The sequence below is a fragment of the Pseudomonas sp. 05T35 genome (assembly GCF_056396605.1).
Genome location: NZ_JBFTLU010000783.1, coordinates 1 through 998 on the forward strand (window position 1 = coordinate 1; position 998 = coordinate 998).

Genomic DNA, 998 nt, shown 5'->3' on the forward strand with positions numbered 1-998 from the left:
GACCGCACCAACCTGCACTTCACGCGACTGGCCGAGCACCTGAACAGCAGCAATGAAGCCCTGAACCAGTGGCTGTCACAGGTCGGCAGCAACTTCTCCGCCCTGGGTCAGAGCGGCGACGCAGGCGTGACGGCCAGCCTGCACCAACTGTGGCTGCTGACCTACCGCGAAGCCCAGACGCAAACCTATGGCGACGCGTTCCTGACGATCATGGTCTGCTTCATGATCGCCACGCTGATGGTGCCGTTGATGCGCAAGGTGCAACCACCGGCTGCGCCGTCAGCAGACGCCCATTGATCCCGGATCAGGCCTGGGGCATTTTGCGAAAGCCCACCGCCAGGCGGTTCCAGGCGTTGATGGTGGTAATCGCCACGCTGAGGTCGACCATTTCCCTGGCGTCGAACTCGGCGCTCAACAGGGCGTAGTCCTCGTCCGGGGCGTGAGTTTCACTGATGCGAGTCAGGGCTTCGGTCCAGGCCAGCGCCGCACGTTCACGCGGGGTGAAGAACGGTGTTTCACGCCAGACCGACACCGCATACAGACGGCGCTCGGTCTCGCCAGCTTTGCGCGCATCGGCGGTGTGCATGTCGACGCAAAAGGCACAGCCATTGATTTGCGAGGCACGCAGCTTGACCAGTTCGATCAGCGACTTTTCCAGCGGCAGTTTTGTCACCGCGCTTTCCAGCGCGATCATGGCTTTGAGGGCATCCGGCGAGGCGGTGTAGAAATCGACACGAGATTGCATGGTCAGCTCCGTAGCTAGTGGGGATGCGCCATACGGTAGCGCTGCCGGCGATTGGCACAAATAGCCAATTGTTCAGAAATAGGGGTAGCCAATGACTGACCCGCCCGTCTTTTAATCGAACACTGAATCACCTCGATCCGCCGGAGTAACAGCAACCGTCGCAACCGTAGCAGCTGCCGAGCCCGCGAGGCTGCGTTCGGCTGCGAAGCAGTCGTAAATTCAGGCAACACGTTCTTGCAGGCAAACCGTGTAC

General features: G+C 60.7%; 1 protein-coding gene and 1 pseudogene. One reads left to right on the top strand and one right to left on the bottom strand.

The window, feature by feature from the left end; all coding sequences use genetic code 11:
• Nucleotides 1-297 (top strand): annotated as a pseudogene (locus AC1DH9_RS29800) (DHA2 family efflux MFS transporter permease subunit); the annotation flags it as partial.
• Between the two features lie 7 nt (nt 298-304).
• Here the strand turns inward: AC1DH9_RS29800 and AC1DH9_RS29805 are convergent.
• Nucleotides 305-745, bottom strand: a complete 441-nt coding sequence (locus tag AC1DH9_RS29805; RefSeq protein WP_427539707.1) for a carboxymuconolactone decarboxylase family protein — start codon at nt 743-745, stop codon at nt 305-307.
• Nucleotides 746-998 lie beyond the last annotated feature (253 nt).

What these genes read in the sequence shown, in the direction of transcription:
- AC1DH9_RS29805 (WP_427539707.1), bottom strand. Translation starts at nt 745, where the DNA reads ATGCAATCTCGTGTCGATTTCTACACCGCCTCGCCGGATGCCCTCAAA.